The 16,043-nt window shown below is 60.5% G+C and carries 14 protein-coding genes; 6 read left to right on the forward strand and 8 right to left on the reverse strand.

Annotated features, from left to right (window positions below; genetic code table 11):
* Positions 1–18: 18 nt before the first annotated feature.
* The 8 genes from PYK22_RS16165 to PYK22_RS16170 are packed head-to-tail and all read right to left on the reverse strand — an operon-like array spanning position 19 to position 6,584.
* Entirely contained in the window at positions 19–474 is a 456-nt protein-coding gene (locus PYK22_RS16165) for a hotdog family protein (protein ID WP_060635179.1), read from the reverse strand.
* A gap of 13 nt (positions 475–487) precedes the next feature.
* On the reverse strand, positions 488–1,579 hold the full coding sequence (locus PYK22_RS00660; RefSeq protein WP_060635180.1) for an SDR family oxidoreductase: 1,092 nt from the start codon (positions 1,577–1,579) through the stop codon (positions 488–490).
* Positions 1,580–1,585: 6 nt separating this feature from the next.
* Complete coding sequence (locus PYK22_RS00665) at positions 1,586–2,884, reverse strand: beta-ketoacyl-[acyl-carrier-protein] synthase family protein (RefSeq protein ID WP_041973154.1); 1,299 nt, start codon at positions 2,882–2,884, stop codon at positions 1,586–1,588.
* Positions 2,881–4,185, reverse strand: a complete 1,305-nt coding sequence (locus PYK22_RS00670; protein ID WP_041973156.1) for a beta-ketoacyl-[acyl-carrier-protein] synthase family protein — start codon at positions 4,183–4,185, stop codon at positions 2,881–2,883. Before PYK22_RS00670 ends, PYK22_RS00665 begins: the two co-directional genes overlap by 4 nt.
* Before the next feature lie 24 nt (positions 4,186–4,209).
* Positions 4,210–4,929, reverse strand: coding sequence for a DUF1571 domain-containing protein (locus tag PYK22_RS00675; protein WP_041973159.1), 720 nt, complete (start codon positions 4,927–4,929; stop codon positions 4,210–4,212).
* A 58-nt stretch (positions 4,930–4,987) separates the two neighbouring features.
* The gene (locus PYK22_RS00680) at positions 4,988–5,749 is read right to left on the reverse strand and encodes a nitroreductase family protein (protein ID WP_060635181.1); all 762 of its coding nucleotides are present in this window, start codon (positions 5,747–5,749) and stop codon (positions 4,988–4,990) included.
* Positions 5,746–6,150 carry an acyl carrier protein gene (locus PYK22_RS00685; RefSeq protein WP_041973161.1) on the reverse strand — a complete coding sequence of 135 codons (405 nt, stop codon included), beginning with the start codon at positions 6,148–6,150 and terminating at the stop codon, positions 5,746–5,748. The genes PYK22_RS00680 and PYK22_RS00685 overlap by 4 nt, the downstream gene beginning before the upstream one ends.
* Positions 6,147–6,584 carry a hotdog family protein gene (locus PYK22_RS16170; RefSeq protein ID WP_060635182.1) on the reverse strand — a complete coding sequence of 146 codons (438 nt, stop codon included), beginning with the start codon at positions 6,582–6,584 and terminating at the stop codon, positions 6,147–6,149. Before PYK22_RS16170 ends, PYK22_RS00685 begins: the two co-directional genes overlap by 4 nt.
* Before the next feature lie 473 nt (positions 6,585–7,057).
* Here PYK22_RS16170 and PYK22_RS00695 point away from each other — a divergent pair, with 473 nt between their 5' ends.
* The 6 genes from PYK22_RS00695 (at position 7,058) to PYK22_RS00720 (ending at position 15,833) form a co-directional block, all read left to right on the forward strand.
* A complete protein-coding gene (locus PYK22_RS00695; RefSeq protein ID WP_041973163.1) occupies positions 7,058–7,732 on the forward strand; it encodes a response regulator in 675 nt (224 codons plus the stop codon).
* 18 nt (positions 7,733–7,750) lie between these two features.
* Positions 7,751–9,304, forward strand: coding sequence for a sensor histidine kinase (locus tag PYK22_RS00700; RefSeq protein WP_041973166.1), 1,554 nt, complete (start codon positions 7,751–7,753; stop codon positions 9,302–9,304).
* A 153-nt stretch (positions 9,305–9,457) separates the two neighbouring features.
* The gene (locus PYK22_RS00705; RefSeq protein ID WP_041973169.1) at positions 9,458–10,756 is read left to right on the forward strand and encodes a TolC family protein; all 1,299 of its coding nucleotides are present in this window, start codon (positions 9,458–9,460) and stop codon (positions 10,754–10,756) included.
* Positions 10,757–10,777: 21 nt separating this feature from the next.
* A complete protein-coding gene (locus PYK22_RS00710) occupies positions 10,778–12,091 on the forward strand; it encodes an efflux RND transporter periplasmic adaptor subunit (RefSeq protein ID WP_157770587.1) in 1,314 nt (437 codons plus the stop codon).
* A 58-nt stretch (positions 12,092–12,149) separates the two neighbouring features.
* On the forward strand, positions 12,150–15,224 hold the full coding sequence (locus tag PYK22_RS00715) for an efflux RND transporter permease subunit (protein WP_211197565.1): 3,075 nt from the start codon (positions 12,150–12,152) through the stop codon (positions 15,222–15,224).
* Positions 15,225–15,245: 21 nt separating this feature from the next.
* Positions 15,246–15,833, forward strand: coding sequence for a DUF4337 domain-containing protein (locus PYK22_RS00720; protein ID WP_157770588.1), 588 nt, complete (start codon positions 15,246–15,248; stop codon positions 15,831–15,833).
* Positions 15,834–16,043: the final 210 nt, after the last annotated feature.

A 16,043-nucleotide genomic window follows, 5' to 3' on the forward strand; every position in this document is an offset into this window, starting at 1 on the left:
CGCCTCCCGATCGAAAGATCACGCTCGAGCGAAAATTTGGGGGAATAAACCCATCAGTCGCGCGCGCGCTTCATCGCGCTGCGCTTCGCCGGCGAAGGGCACGAGCGCGAGGTAAATGGTCGCTTCGGCGCGCAAGCCGTCATCGCTTTCTGCCGATGCGGAGAGCGCGCACCCTTCCATCGCGCGCGCCTCGGCCAAGCGCGCCGAGATGAGCAGCCTCGCTCCCGGACGCGCTTCCGCGTTAGTTTGGAAACCGTTGACTTTGGCGAGGAGCGGTTGAGCGTCGGGCCAGCTCGCGGCGACGAGCAAGCCCGCAGCTTGCGCCATCGCTTCGAGCATCATCGAAGCGGGCAGCACGATGTGACCCGACGCGCGCGTCACGGCGAACGCATCGCTCGCTGTGACGTTCTTGAGCGCGCGGATGTGATCGCCAACGGCAAGATCCAAGATCTGGTCAACGAGCAAGTAGCGCATCGGGCGATCCTCATCATGCGGCGATGCGGCGTAGATAACCGCTTTCGACGGCGTAACGGCCGAGCCGCCGCAGGTAATCCGCATCCGTTACGGGAAGCGGCATCAACCGCGCCGCATTCGCCGTCTCGAACGACAATTGCAGATTGAAGTAAGGGAAACAAAAGGCCACCGATTCGAGCAGTTCGCGTTCGCGCGGCGGACACTCAGCGATCTCAAATTGGTCCGGCGGACACAGCCGTGGGCGGCTCGCGCCGGCGGGGAAGAACTCATCGCAAGCGAGCAGTTCTTCGACAGTAGGCGGCGTCGGCGATGTCAGGTGGAAAGTCCGACCGATGGCCCAGTCAGCTTCCATCGCCCGCAGCGTGGCTTCGACGACGAAATCGATCGGGGCGAGATGAACCCGCGCATCGGGTCGCGCCGGGAAGCGCGAAATCCACCCATTCGACATCAATCGCAGCAACGGATAGATGACGTTAAAATCGCGAGTCCATCCCGTGACGGTGTCGCCGACGACCATGCTCGGGCGCAAGATGGTGACCGGCAGGCCGACGCCAATCGTCGCGCGCACGATTCGCTCCGCCTCGTATTTGCTCCACTCGTAATGGTTGAGATGGCATGGCGTCGGGGCCAAATGATCCTCTTTGACCACGCCTCGCTTCCCGCTGCCGACGACGAAGACCGTGCTCAAATGGATGAACCTTCGCAGAATGCCTTCGCCGAGCGCGCGACCGGCGAAGACCAAAAGATTGGCCGTCCCGTTGACGTTGACCGATTCGCACAGCGCGCGATCGGCGGTCAGCGAAGTGACGGCGGCGGTGTGAATGATGATTTCGGTTGAAGCGATCAAACGCGCTTCGACCGTCGGCTCCAAACCGAGTCCATCGAGCGTGAGGTCTCCGGCGACGACCTCCACGCGCGCGCGCTCCTCTGCCGTCAGACCGATTTCATCGAAGACGCGCGCCGCGCGTTCTTCCGCGGTCCGACGCGCGCGGGGGCGAATGATGATGGCGATCTTGTAATCGGTCCGACGCACAAGCGCGAGGAGGAGTTCGCGCCCGATCGTTCCCACGCCGGTCAGCAGAATCGCTCTCGTCCTATCGCGCATATCTTTTCAGCTTCCATCCTTGCCGATGATGAGTGCGACGTTCTGTCCGCCGAAGCCGAATGAGTTCGACATCGCGAAGCGAAACTCATGGTGGCGCGCTCGATTCGGCACATAGTCAAGATCGCATTCCGGATCGGGCTCTTCGAGGTTGATCGTCGGCGGTAAGAGTTGAGCTTCGAGGGCGAGCACCGTGGCGATCAGTTCGACCGCTCCGGCAGCCGCGACCATGTGACCTGTCATGGACTTGGTCGAACTGACCGGAATGTGCGGCGCCGCTTTCCCGAAGGCGCGGTGAAGCGCGAGCGTTTCCGTGCGATCATTCTCGAGCGTCGAGGTGCCGTGCGCATTCACATATCCGATCTCTTCAGGATCGAGGCCCGCATCTTGTAACGCAGCGTTGATGGCGGCAATGGGGCCGCGCGCTTCTGGATGCATGTCGGTGATCCGGTAGGCGTCGCTCGATAGTCCGTAACCGAGAAGCTCCGCGCGGATGCGCGCGCCGCGTCGTCGCGCGTGTTCGCGTTCTTCGATGACGAGCGCGCCGGCTCCTTCGCTGAGCACGAAGCCGTCGCGGCGTAGGTCGAAAGGGCGCGAAGCGCGCGTCGGCTCTTCGTTTCGCGTGGAGAGCGCTGAAAGAGAGGCGAATCCGATCACATCGAGCGGGGCTGTCATCGCGTGTGCGCCGCCGACCAGCGCGACGTCGCACTCGCCCGTTTGTATGCGGCGCATCCCTTCGCCGATGGCTTGCGCGCTCGCGGCGCAAGCCGTCAGACACGTAGTGACTTCGCCTTCGATCCCGAAGCGCGATGCGATCACAGAAGCGGGGATCGTCGCTTCCATCAACTGATCGTGAAGGGCGAAGGATGGGTCGCGCGCTTCGCTGAGCAATCTTGCCGTATCGCAACCTTCCGATAGCGCGTAAGGGCTGAGCAATTGGGCCAGCCATTCGAGATCATTGGGCCCTTCGCCGGAGCCGAAATAGAGGCAGGCTTCGGCCAGTTGCGACACCGTGAGCGCCGCTTCGCGCACGGCCAGTTCGGCGGCGGCGATCGCGTATTGCGTACGCAGATCGAACTTGAGGCGCGTTCCATCGGAAGTCAGATATTCGATTGGCGCCGGAGAGTAATCTTCGAGAGCGAAATCGGTGATCTCGCCAGCGATGCGCACGGGCAGACCCGAAGCATCGAAGCGGCTGATGGCGCGAATGCCCGAGCGGCCACTGATGAGCGATTGCCAGAAGGCCGTGCAGCCGTTGCCGATGGGCGAAATGACTCCCAGTCCGGTGATGACGACGCGCCGTTTCATCGGTCCACCCTCCGCAAGATGAGCGCCGCGGCGTGGCCGCCAAAGCCATATCCTGCGATCAACACGTGATCGAGCCTTGCAGCGCGCGCCCCTTCGGTGACGAAAGCGAAATCGGCGATCGGTCGCTCGAGGTTGATCGTCGGCGGGAGTTGCCCGGCCTCAAGGGCTTTCACCGCGGCGATCAGATCAAAAGCTCCCGAAGCCGCGTGCGCATGTCCCAACAGAGAGCGCGTCGCCGTGACAAACGGTCGGCAGCGCGCGAAGACGGTCGACAGCGCGCAAGCCGTTGCGCGATCGAAATCGGGCACTGATATCGCCGGCGCGAAGATCGCATCTATTTCATCGGGCGCGAGTCCGCTCCGTCGCAGGCAGATCGTGATGGCGCGCGCCAGCGCCCGTCCTTCGGGCGAAGGATGGAGCGGATCGCCAGCCTCATTAGCGGCGCCGTATCCGATGATCGCGGCGCGAATGGGCGCGTTGCGCTGGCGCGCCGCTTCTTCATCTTCGAGAAGAAGCGCGCCCGCCCCTTCGCCGCAGACGAACCCGGCAGCGTGTGCATCGAACGGGGCACTGACGGCGATGGGCGGCACGTCATCACGTGTAGCGAGCCAGCCTAGATCGCGATAGCGCAGAAGGGCCAACGGCGAGATGCGCGCGTCGGTCCCGCCGGCGAAAACCGCCGAAGCTTCGCCTCGCGCGATAAGGCGCCTCGCTTCACCGATGGCCGCGAGAGAGGCGACGCAGCCGTTCATGATTGTGTTGGCTGGTCCTTGAAGATTGAGCGCGATTGAGGCGTGCGCGCTCGTCATGTTCGGGATATGGCGCAAAAGCCAGAGCGGGAAGAGTTGCGGGACGCCATATCTACTGAAGGCGGCGAGATCGAACCGCATCTTTTCGCCTCTTCGCTCTTGAGCGGTGGCAGCGAAAGCGCGTCCGAGATCGGCGACATCGGCGTTGAGCATCCCGGTGCCGAGGACGACGCCCAATCGCGACGGTGGGTAAAAAGGTTCGCCGCCGATCAAGCGCGCCGTTCGGCCAGCTTCGCGTGCGGCGGCAAGGGCAAATTGCGCATGGCGCCCCATCAGCTTCAGTTTGCGCGGCGCTAGATCCAGCGCCTCGGGCGAGAATTCACGCGCTTCCGCGGCATAGTTTGGGCGGAAGTCGCCGGTAGGGAAGGCGCTGATCGGCGCGACGCCCGATCGCGCCTCAAGTAGCGATCGCCAGAGCGAATCGACATCGTTGCCCAATGCCGAGATCGCGCCGTATCCGGTGATCACGATCTGTCTATCTGTGGCTCGCATCGAAGTAACTGCCGATCTCGCTCCTCACTGAAAAGCGAACGTTCGATCATCCAAACCGACGTTGACGCGCATATCTTTGAAGCGATGGCGCTCGATGAGCGCACCGGAAGCATCATAAAGTTCGATGGCGACCGGCAATCTGAGCTTTTCGTCCACCCAAATGAAAGCGTGATGCGCGCCATCGAGATCGGGAGGGAGCGGCCCGGTCGCGGTCAAAGCGAATTTGTAAAGCGCGCGCCCATCGCCTCGATCCTCGCCCAAGTAATCCATCTTGATGTTGTGTCGTGACAGTTCTTGCGCGACGCGCTCGATGATGTATCCGATGCCGGCTTGCGTCACCGGATGGCGCGAATCGGCGAGCGCGAGCGGATCGTTCGGATCGAGGCGCAGAGTGCCGAAGAGCGAACCGAGTGGACCAGTTCGACGCGCGAGCACTTTGCCACCATTCTCTCCTGCGCGATAGATGGCGGTTTGGTCAACGCGACCGCGATCGTTCAGCCAATCGCACCGCACGTCGAAAGGTTTGCGAAAATAGAATCTGATCGTCTGCTTCTCGCCGTTGGAGATGGCGCGCTCCTGCTTCTCGTAGAGGCAGGTGTAGTCGCGCACGCTGGCGTAACTTTGCGCGATTTCGGCCCACGAGATGGGCGCGCTTGAAGGCGACGATGTTTGTGGCGCCGGAGCTTCTCCTTCGAACGGCGCGCGCCGCCCGCAGCCGAAAGCGAGCGCACACAACGCCAGCATAAAGGATGTTCGCCATGCCGATATTGAACGCATCTTAACGGATTCGATCCTCACTCGATCACTCGATCCAGCGCACGACGCGATCGAAGCGGATGCGCCGCGGTGCGCTGATACGCGGATTAGCCGCGTAGCCTAAGGGGACGACCGCCACCAATTCCCAGGGAGGTTCGATCCCGAGCAGTTCGTGCAGTTGTCGTTTGGCGAAAAGCGGAGCGGTCATCCAACAAGTGGCCAGACCGAGCGCGTGCGCGGCTAATTGCAAGTTCTGAATAGCGGCGGCGACGCTTTGCATCGCAGGATTGGCCGCCTCTTCTTGGTTCTCCGGATAGGAGATCTGCGCGCGTTCGAGGAGACTGGCGATCACCTGTCCATACTCGCGGTAGAGGACGTTGATGATGACGGGCGCGCGCCGAAAAAGCGTTGCATAGTTACGCAAGTATCCACTCACTTTGTCGGCGAATTGATCGCCAGCGAGAAGCGCGATGATCGTTTCGATTTCGCGGCTGACGCGCGCGACCATCTCCATCTTGACCTCTTCATTGGTCACCACGACGAAGCGCCACGGTTGCTTGTTCATTCCCGAAGGCGCGTAAGTCGCCGCCTCGATCGCGCGCAAGATGAGTTCGCGCGGCGGCGCATCGGGCGCAAACTGCCGCACGCTACGCCTTCCGGCCAGCAGCGCGAGGAACGGTTCGGCTGCTTCGAGCGCCTCCGCGACCGTCGGGCGCGCGACGGTTCCTCCATCGAGACGCAAGTCGCTTGGCACGTCTTCGGCTTCGAGCAACTCTTTAAGCTCGACTGGTGAACGCTCAACGCTCATACGGTCGCAGATGAAGCGAGACGCAGTTTGCTCTCGACGTAATCAACTATCGTTCGCACGGTCAACAGATCGTTCACGAGTTCTTCAACGTTCTGCCCGACGGTGAGTTGCGATAGATCGGTGAAATTAAAGCGATCCCGAAGCGCCGCTACACCGGCTTCCGTCAACTTTCCGCCCTGGACCAGTTGCGGATCGCGTAACATCTCTTGCGGGAAGAGTTCGCCGCGAGCGACCTCGATCCCGAAGGTCTTCTCCAGACGGAAAATGATGTCGAGAAAATCTATCGATTCGGCTTCGAGATCGCCGACGAGGGAAGTCTCCGGTTTGATTTCAGCTCGGCTGACGCCGAGCGCCTGAACGAGTACATCGGCGACCTTTTCATGAATCTCTTCGCGCGTCATCGTTGCACCTCGATTGACCGATTTGAATCTCCTCTCCGCTGCACGCCCTCGCTCGCCGCATCTCGCAAACGAAACCGAGCGCGCATGCAGCGTTCGTTTGCGACCATACCTTGAGCTTCGAAGTCAGCCGCGCCGTCGCTCAACCCTTTCAAGATCACGCGCGCGATGAAGGTCTCTCCCGGCTCGACGCGGCGCGTGATGCGTAACTGCTCGATCCGTTCGAGGTAAGATGAGAAAGCTCGTTCTCCTTCGTGGCATAAAGCGCGCCACAGAGCCGATGCCGCTTGCGCCGCCGCTTCGAGCATCAGCGCACCGGGAAGCGTTGGCCAAGCGGGGAAATGATCGGCCAAGTAATCGGCTTCGCCGCTGACGTGCAGGCGCGCTTCAGCCATCCACTTGGCCGGATCTACTGAGATCTCATCGGCCCATTTCATCTTCAGATCGAGCGTTTGGTAGATAGCAAACGTCGCGCCACGCGCTGTGAGGGCGAGGATCAGATCGTCATTGGGCCGTCATTCCGCTTGAGTGGCGGAGCAGGCCCGCGAGAGGTCGAAGCATCGTTGTGTGGCTTTTTGTCCCGTCGTGTGGCCGCCTGGGACATGCGGGCTAAAATGAAAAAAGTTTAATCCAATCTTCATCCTTTCTTCATGCGTTTCGGGGTATCTTCCTTCGCGTCAGGTGTTGCTGGTTCTCAACGGCGCTTCAGCCGAAGCGAGCGAGAGGTGCGCAGCACACAGGTCTCGCATGAATCACGTGAGGTGCCATGGCTGTTAGGGGCAAGTCATGTGGCTGAACGTGATCGAACCAAGCGGTCGCAGAGGATGATCGCACCTTTGGGGGCACGGATGGGCACGACCTTTGCTTTACCGTTCGTGCCCCATTTTTTATTTCGTTCGGTCAGGATGCGATGCGCATTCTCGTGGTAGAAGACGAGCCGAAGGTGGCGAGCTTCATCAAGCGCGGATTGGAGCAGGCGCAGAACGTCGTTGACATCGCGTCAACGGCTGCCGAGGCCGATTATCTCGTCTCCGTTCAGGATTACGACTTGTTGATCCTCGATTGCATGTTGCCCGACGAAGATGGGCGTAAGCTCTGCCGTCGTTTGCGCGCGCGCGGCGTCGATCTTCCGGTCCTGATTTTGACGGCGAAGGATTCGACTGCCGACAAAGTGCTTGGGCTCGATAGCGGCGCGGACGACTATTTAACCAAGCCCTTCGATTTTACGGAGCTTCTGGCGCGCGTGCGCGCGCTCGGGCGGCGGCGCGGGCGCCCGCTTTTGCAGCCGATCGCGATAGCCGATCTGACGATCGATCCCGTCACGCGGCGCGTCACGCGCGGCGGCCAGGTCATCGCGCTGACCCCCAAAGAGTACGCGCTGCTCGAACTGCTGGCGCGGCGCGTCGGGCAGGTAGTCACCCGCGCCGAGATCATCGAACAGGTTTGGGACATGCATTTCGATCCGACGAGCAACATCGTCGATGTGATGATCAAGATGTTGCGTGACAAGATAGATCGTCGGTTCGAACCGAAGCTCATTCAAACTGTGCGCGGCGCCGGATACATGATCGAAGATCCGAGTTAAACGGGCGTCCGAGAGGTTATGCCGCTCTCTTTCCGCTCTCGTTTGACGGCTTGGTACATCGCCGTGCTCGCCACGTTGCTGGCGGGTGCCGCAACGCTCATCATCCTCATCTTGCAAGGCATGGCCGAGCGACGGCTCGACGCCACGCTTTGGGTGTTAGGTGCGACTGAAGCGGAAGGCGTCGTTGCGCGGTTGCGTGACCGTGGTTTGCGCGCTCCCGATGATGCGACGGTCAGCGACATAGATTACCGCATGCTTCCCGGTTACGGCGCTTTTCGTATCCAGAAGTATGTCACGGTTGTCAATCGCGAAGGCCGCATCGTCGATTTCTCGATCAACCTGCCGAAGCCTCTGCCGATCAGCGATGAGTTGGTGCGACGGGCGATGCGCGGCGAGATCGGCTATCAGACGGCGGATGTCCCTGACGTTGGGCGTTTGCGCATGATCTATATCCCTGTCTTGCGCCCGCAGTTCGAGCCGTTCGTCGTCATCGTCGCCGTCCCGACCGAATTCGTCGGGGCCGAAATAGGTACGCTCTCGCGTCGAATCGCGGCGATCATCATCGCCGTGCTCGTCTTGGCTGGAGTGAGCGGCTTGCTTCTGGCGCGGCGGGCGCTGCGTCCGATTAGCGAGATCTCGCTTGCCGTGCAGCGCCTCACCGAACGCAATTTACATGAGCGGCTGCCTGAACCGAGGACCGGCGACGAGATAGACGAACTGGTCAAGGTGTTCAATCAACTGCTCGCGCGCCTCGATCATGCTTTCGATGCGCAACGTCGCTTCACTGCCGATGCTTCCCATGAACTTTGCACCCCTCTTACCGTCTTGAAGGGCGAGACGGAAGTTGCTCTGCTCGAACGGCGCACGCCGGAAGAATATGAGGCTCTCCTGCGGAGCAACCTCGAAGAGATCGAGCGCCTCTCGCGGTTGGCGGCCAACTTGCTGTTGCTCGCTCGTTCTGATGCCGGAGAGCAGCAGATCGTCAAAGATCTGATTGTTCTCAACGACCTGATCGCCGAGGCGTGTGCGCGCCTTTCGCCGCTCGCCAAAGAACGCGAGATCGAAGTTTACGTCAACGCCCCGCAGCTTATCCTGCTCGAAGGAGATCGTCTCGCGCTCGAACATGTGATCATGAACCTGCTGAGCAATGCGCTGCGCTATACGCCGCGCGGCGGGCAGGTTTCGATCGAGGCGGCTTTGACGGCGGATGGTTTTGCGCGGCTCGACGTATGCGATACGGGGATCGGCATCCCCCCTGAAGCTCTGCCGCATATCTTCGAAAGGTTCTACCGCGCCGACAACGCGCGCGCCCGCGAACCTCAGGGCTCCGGATTGGGACTGGCGATCTGCCAAGCGATCGCTAAAGCCCACGGCGGGAGGATCGAGGTCGAAAGCGAGTTAGGTAAGGGGTCGCGTTTCACGCTCTTCATCCCACTGGCACCGGCTCTTCACTCAGCGCAAACCCATGAGGGGAAGGGATGCGCTTCGGTGTGTGCGGCGCAAGAGGAACGGATCGCTGAATCGCCGGCGCGCCGATGGATGAAAGTTTTTTCATCTCTTCTTCATCTTTGACTCATCTTCAGCCGGTTAAACTGAAAAACTTAACTGAGCGGCATTAGCGCGAAGCTTGGATTTTCGGGGCAGCGTGTGGGTCAGAAGATGCGTTCTGCGAGCGGAAAGGGAGAGTTTGCGTCTCGGGACGCCAGGTTCTGCTTTTGCGTGTTGATGGTTCTCTTCCTTGAGATGGGGGCTGCCGCGCAGTCAGTGCCGACGAAATTATCGCTTGCGGCGGCGACCGATCTGTTGATGAAAAGGAATCTGGCCGTACTGGCGGCGCGATATAACGTCGATGCCGTGCGCGCGCAACGCATCGCGGCTGGGTTGCGCCCCAACCCGACGCTCAGCGTCAGCGCGACGCAATTGACCATCCCGCGCCTATTCGCGAATCCATCGCTCGCTCTCAGGACGGGCGATAACGTCGCGGCGAATTCGACCTATACGGTCGAAGTGGACCAGTTGATTGAGCGGGGGAATAAACGCGGATTGCGCGTCGCACAAGCCGAACTGAATGTCCGGGTCGCCGAAGCGCAACTAAGAGATGCTTTGCGTCAACAACTTTTCCAACTTCGGCAAGCTTTCTTTAGCGCCGTCCTCGCGCGCGAGAATCTGCGCGTCGCGCGTGAGAACCTCGCGCACTTCGAGCGGACGGAGCAGATCCTACAGGCGCAGTACAGGGAAGGGTACACGGCGGGCGTTGATCTGCGGAGAATCGAGATTCAGAAATTTGAGTTGGAGCATGAAGCGGCGACCGCTGAACAGGGCTATCAACAAGCTGTGCGCGATGTTCTGAACCTGATCGGCGTCGGAGATGCGCCATCGAATGCTAGCGTGCAATTGACCGGCGGGCAGTCGGCGAACGATGCGGATTTGCAGATCATTGATGGAGATCTCGATGTCATCCCGGTGCTTCTGTGGATAGACGATCTTCGCCAGATGGCGCTCGCCAACCGGCCCGATGTACAAGCGGCGCGTCTTGCCGTCGATGCCGCCAAGATCGGGGTGCAATTGGCCGCCGCCCAGCGCGTGCGCGATGTGACGATCGGAGGGCAATATGCGCGCAACGGGAGCGATAACACCGTCGGCATAGTTTTGAGCGTCCCGCTAAAGGTTGGTCCGCGTGCGCAAGCGGCCATCGAACAAGCGACGGCACTCGAACTGCAGGCGGAAGCGCAGTTGAGGCAAGCTGAAACGCAAGCTCTGACCGATGTTGAAAAGGCTTTCATCGCCTACCGCACGAGCCGCGATCGTTTGCGCGCTTTCAGCAGCGATGTTCTGCGTGCTGCCGAAGATGTCCGGCGGACGGAAGAGATAGCTTATCGCGAAGGTGCGAAGGGCTTGCTCGATTTCCTCGACGCGCAACGCGCCTACAATCAGGTTCGCCTCGATTACAACCAAGCGCGCTACGATTTCCTGATGAGCCTCTATCAACTCGAGTATGCGACCGGAACTTCGATCGTGAAGTAGAAGATTCGGCGAGGTATGGATATGAGCCAAGGCGTGATCGAACCGGAAGTGGAACGCGAGGCCCCCTTCGATCAGGAGGAGCGGCGGGACATCGCAGATACAGGGCGAAAGCGGGCGAGAAAACGCCGTGCGATGAAGTTGATAGGATCGCTGGCGCTCTTTTTGCTGTTACTCGCGATCACATGGTCGGTGTTGCACCGGCGACCGGCGGCCAGGGAGCGAGCGACAGAGAAGGTCGAGGTGGGGCCGGCTTCAACGGTCAAACTCGCGCCGGCCCAACTGGCAAACGTCGCGACGGAGATCGTCTTGCGGCGGAGCATGTCACAAGAGATCACCACGCCGGGCAAAGTCGCCATCCGGCGGATGACGCCGGTCTTCTCGCAATTTTCCGGTCGCCTCGTTCAACTGAGGGCTGAGATCGGCGATCACGTGCGAGTTGGGCGAGTGCTTGGCGTGATCGACTCGCCCGACATCATCGGGCTGGAATCCGATTATCAACAGGCGTTCGCTTCGCTTTCGACGGCGCGCACTTCGTTCGATCTGGCGCGCCGGACTAGGGAACGGGCCGAGCGGCTTGCGAACGTCGATGCCATTCCGAAGCGCGAACTGCAGCAAGCGCAAGCTGACGAAGCGCGCGCCGCGGACGATTTAAGGCGCGCGCAGGCGGCGCTCATCGCTGCGCGCGAACGGTTGCGGAACGCTGGCGTAAGCGAGGCGGAGATCGAGCGTCTCGAATCAGGAGCGCGCGCGGTGTCGCGGCTCGTCCCGCTCGTCGCTCCGATCAACGGAGTCATCATCGAAAGGCACGTCGGACTGGGCCAGATGGTTCAATCAAACGGCGGCGATCCGCTCTTCATGATCGCCGATCTATCGTCCGTTTGGGTCAACGCCGATATCTATGAGGATCAGCTAACCTACGTGCGCGTCGGGTCTCCGCTCAAGATCAAAGCCGCGGCCTATCCGGATCGCATCTTCAACGCGCGCGTCGATCAAATCGGTAGCGTCGTGGACCCCGAAAAGCACACGATCCCGCTCCGCTGCGTCGTCGCTAATCCGGGCGAGTTGTTGAAGCCGGGGATGTTCGTGACGGTCATCCTGCGCACGGCGACGTTGGAGGACGTTCTGACTGTGCCGAACACAGCGATCGTGACAGAGGGCGAGCGCCACATCGTCTTCGTCGAGACTTCGCCCGGCGAATTCGTCAGACGCGAAGTTCAAGTGGGCGAGGAACGAGAAGGGAGAGTGATCATCAGATCCGGTTTGCGCGAAGGGGAGCGCGTCGTCACCAACGGCAGCTTGCTGCTCGATGCCGAAAGGCGAATGGAGGGGAGTTGAGACGCGGGTCGCGGACTTGCGCGTTTGCGAGGATGTGATCGGTTGAGGTGAGCGAAACGTGATCGCACAGCGGATAGTCGCCTTTGCTCTTCGGCAGAAGTTCCTGATCGTCGCCTTAAGCTTCTTGATCGCGCTCGGTGGCGCGCTCGCTTTCCGCGCTCTGCCGGTGGAAGCTTTCCCGGACGTCATCGACACGCAGGTGCAGATCATTACGCAGTGGCCCGGACACGCCGCTGAAGAGGTCGAAAAACAGATCACCTTCCCGATAGAGACCGAGGTCAATGGCACTCCACGGCTGGCCGTTCTGCGTTCGATTTCGCTCTTCGGTCTTTCGATCGTCACCGCGACCTTCGAAGATGGAACGGATGACTATTTTGCGCGCGCGCAGATCGTCGAGCGTTTGCAGAATGTGACTTTGCCCGAAGGCGTCCAAGCGCAATTGGGGCCGCTCGCGAGCGCTACCGGCGAGATCTATCGTTATACGATTCAGGCGCCGCCCGACATGCCGCTCATCGAAGTCAAGGCGTTGCAGGATTGGACGCTTGAACGCGCCTATCGGTCCGTCCCCGGAGTCGCCGACGTGGTCAGTTTCGGGGGCGGGACGAAACAGTTCCAGGTGCTCGTCGATCCGGCAAAGCTACGTCGCTTCGGATTGACGCTCGGGCAAGTCTTTGCCGCCGTCAAAAACGGCAACGGCAATGCGGGTGGGAATTTCATCCAACACGGGGCCGAAGAGTACGTCGTGCGCGGTATCGGATTGATCCGCGACGAAGATGATATCCGCAACATCGTCATTACGGCGCGCGACGGCACGCCGATCAGGGTTGGACAGATCGCCGAAGTGCGCGTCGATGCTGGCGTGCGGCGCGGCATCGTCGGTCGAGACGACAAGCCCGATGTCGTCGAGGGGATCGTGTTGCTGCGTCGCGGCGAAAACGCGCTCGAAACCCTGAAGCGCGTGGAGGCCAAGACCGAAGAGTTGAATGCCTCTCTGCCCGCCGGCGTGCGCATCGTGCCGCATTACGATCGCACGGAATTGATCAACCGCACAGTCCATACCGTCGAACGCAATTTGATCGAAGGGGCGCTGCTCGTCGTGTTGGTCCTCTTCATCTTCCTCTTCGACGTGCGCGCCGCTTTGGTCGTTGCCGTCGTCATCCCGTTCGCGTTGCTCGTGGCCTTTGGCCTCTGCTACCTGTTCGGCATCCCCGCTAATTTGATCAGTTTGGGGGCCATAGATTTCGGCATCATCGTCGATGGCGCGGTCGTCATGGTCGAGGCGATCTTCGGGAAACTGGTCCATGAACCGAGCGATGAGCGAAGTATAGATGAACGCATCACCGAGGCGGCGGGCGAAGTTGGCATCCCCATCCTCTTCTCGCAACTGATCATCATCCTCGCGCTCATCCCCATCTTCACCTTGCAGCGCGTTGAAGGGAAGCTCTTTCGCCCGCTCGCCTTCACGATCTCGTTCGCGATGTGTGGAGCGCTCCTCTGCTCGCTCACGCTGATCCCCGTGCTTTGCTCGCTCGTCTTACGTCGGACGCAGGAGAGGGCCAATCCTTTGATGCGCATCGCGCAGCGGATTTACGCGCCGGTGCTCCGCTACTCGCTCCTGAATCGGGCGGCGACGTTTGCAGTCATCATCAGCGCTGTGCTGATCGGCGCGATCGTCTTCTCGCAATTGGGAACCGATTTCTTGCCCAAACTTGACGAAGGGGCGATTTGGGTGCGCGCTACCATGCCGAATTCGATAAGCCTGGCGGCGGCGGCTGAATTGACGCCGAAGATGCGGCAGATATTGCGTTCCTTCCCAGAGGTGAAGACGACCGTCACACAACTCGGACGTCCCGACGATGGAACCGATCCGGCGGGCGTCAACAATGCCGAAACCTTTGTCGACTTGCGCCCGAAAGATGAGTGGCGGCCAGGCATGACGAAGGAGAAGCTGATCGCCGAGATGGAGGCGAAGCTGAAGACCATCCCCGGCGTCATCTACGATTTCTCGCAACCGATCACAGATAACGTGGATGAAGCGGTTTCGGGAGTCAAAGGGGCGCCCAACTCGATCAAGATCTTCGGCGATGATCTTGGCGAACTGCAGCGACTTGCCAACGAAATCAAAGCCGCCATCGCCGACGTTCCAGGTATTGCGCAGCTTTCAGCCGATCAACTCGCCGGACAGGCGCAATTGCAGATCGAGATCGATCGCGCACGCGCCGCGCGTTACGGATTAAACGTCTCTGACGTTCAAGATGTCGTCGAGACGGCCATCGGCGGCAAGGTTGCTTCCCAAGTCGTGCAAGGCGAACGCCGCTTCGATCTGGTCGTTCGTTTGATACCGGAGGCGCGAATCGACGTCGAGAGCATCGGCAGCATATCGGTTGCAACGCCCGACGGACAACAGGTGCCTTTGCGCGATATCGCTAATCTCGTCGTCAAGCAGGGGTATACGTACATCAATCGCGAGGCGAATCAAAGGCGCACCGTGGTCCGCTTCGACGTGCGCGGGCGTGATTTGGGAAGCGCGATCGCCGATGCGCAGCGCGCCGTTCGCGAGAAGGTGCGCATCCCGCCCGGTTATAGGATAATCTGGTCCGGTCAGTTCGAAAATCAGCAGCGGGCTGTCGCCAGATTGAAGGTGATCTTGCCGGTCACGGTCTTGATGATCTTCATGGTGCTTTACGCTGCCTTCAACTCCGTTGAAGATGCGCTCATCATCTTGCTCTGCGTCCCGTTTGGCGCTGTGGGCGGAGTGCTTGCGCTCGAGTTGACCGGGCAGACGCTCTCGGTTTCAGCGATCATCGGCTTCATCGCGCTCTTTGGGTTCTCTGTCCTGATCGGGATGTTGCTCGTATCAGCTTTCAACCATAAAAGGCGCAGAGCCTTCAATCTGCGCGAGGCGGTGATGGCTGGCGCGCGCCAGCAATTGCGCCCAGTGTTGATGACGGCGAGTTTAGCGATGCTCGGATTGCTTCCGGCAGCCGTTTCGACCGAACCGGGCTCCGAAGTGCAGAAACCGCTCGCGATCGTGATCATCGGCGGTTTGTGCACGGCGACCGTCTTGACATTGATCGCTATGCCGCTCATCTATGAATTGGTCAAGCGACCGCGTAGAACGCAGAGTCGATAAATGGCATAGGCTATGGATGAGATGGAGATCAGAGAGGTAAGCGTCGAGCGAGTAGCTGAAGAGGTTCAAGAGGAGGTTCTACGCGAAGAGCGCACCTCGTGGAAAAGAGGGCTTGCCCTTTCGACGGCGCTCTTCGCCGTGCTGACGGCGATCGCCGCTTTGCAATCGGGTAGCTTGGCGAATAAAGCGCTGCTCGAGATGGATGAGGCGGTGCTCAAACAGACGCAAGCTGCCGACCAATGGGCCTACTATCAAGCTAAGAGCGTCAAACAAACGGTCCGCTTAAGCGAAGCCGAGCTTTTGACCGGGATGCGGGTCGCAGGCGAAGAGGTCGATAATGCGCGCAAAGAGGCGGCGCGTTTGCGCGCTGAGCAAGAAGAGATCCAACGCGAGGCGACCGCTCTGGAAGCGGAACGCGCGCGGCTCGAACGCGAAGCCGAAGCGAACCTCGAACGTCACCATCACTTCGCTCTGGTCGTGACCGTATTCCAAGTCTCGATCGGGCTCGCCGCGATCGCCGCGCTCGTCGAACGCCGTATGTTGTGGTTCGCTGCGCTTGCGGTCGGGATCGCGGGGTTGGTCCTGCTGATCGCCGGTTTTATGCGTTGATCGAGCGGCAACTGGTTCCCGTCTCCCAAGTGGATCAGCAGGGATGGAAGCCCCGCGGTTTGCGCCACCTCCGAAAATCTAATCATCACCGCTTCATACCATGCGCTTATGAGGATGGTTTCATGGCTCCCTAGACTGTGGCATTGTGGACCGGGAAGCAAAGACGCCACACGCTTCGAGTAGATCGCGAGGCGAAGATCGTTGGATGGA

The organism is Pyrinomonas methylaliphatogenes (assembly GCF_000820845.2).
Classification (GTDB): domain Bacteria; phylum Acidobacteriota; class Blastocatellia; order Pyrinomonadales; family Pyrinomonadaceae; genus Pyrinomonas; species Pyrinomonas methylaliphatogenes.